1 protein-coding gene is annotated in these 893 nt (G+C 66.1%); it reads right to left on the reverse strand.

Going from position 1 to position 893, the window contains the following annotated elements; all coding sequences use genetic code 11:
• A partial coding sequence (locus JK359_RS38505) for a phosphopantetheine-binding protein (RefSeq protein ID WP_201844387.1) occupies window positions 1–893 on the reverse strand: 893 nt, incomplete at both ends.

Genomic DNA, 893 nt, shown 5'->3' on the forward strand with positions numbered 1-893 from the left:
CCCGGGATGTTGTAAGCAGCCGACTCCGGCTCCATCCGGTTCAAGAACCACAACCGGCGCTGAGCGAACGACAACGGCACCACACCCGGCCGCTCCCCCGCCACCAACGCCCGACGCGCACCAGGCGAACCCGACACCAGCAACGCAAGCTGCGCCACCGTCGGCGCCTCGAACAACGCCCGGATCGCCACCTCCACACCGAACGAAGACCGAACCCGCGACACCAACCGCGTCGCAAGAAGCGAATGACCACCCAACTCGAAGAAGTTGTCATCCACCCCCACCGAGTCCACACCCAGCACCTCGGCGAACAGACCACACAGGATCTCCTCCTGCGGACCACGCGCCCCACGCCCCGCACCGGACACCACATCCGGCACCGGAAGCGCCCGCCGGTCCAACTTCCCGTTCGGCGTCAACGGCAACGCATCCAACACCACAACCGCCGACGGAACCATGTAACCCGGCAACGAACGACCCGCGAACGCCCGCACCTCACCCGCATCCACACCGACACCCGCAGCAGCCGGCACCACATAAGCCACCAGCCGCTTGTCACCCGGCCGGTCCTCACGCACCACCACCACGGCCTGCCCCACACCAGCAGCAGCCAACACCACCGACTCGACCTCACCCAGCTCGATCCGGAAACCCCGAACCTTCACCTGGTCATCGACCCGGCCCACGAACACCAGATTCCCATCAGGCAACCACCGCACCAGATCACCCGTGCGATACATCCGCTCACCCACACCACCGAACGGACACGCCACAAACCGCTCAGCCGTCAAACCAGCCCGACCCCAATACCCCCGAGCCAGACCAGCACCCGCCACATACAACTCACCCACCACACCCACAGCCACCGGCCGCAAACCCCCATCCAGCACGAA

This window comes from Streptomyces actinomycinicus, assembly GCF_016741775.1.
Taxonomy (GTDB): Bacteria; Actinomycetota; Actinomycetes; order Streptomycetales; family Streptomycetaceae; genus Streptomyces; species Streptomyces actinomycinicus.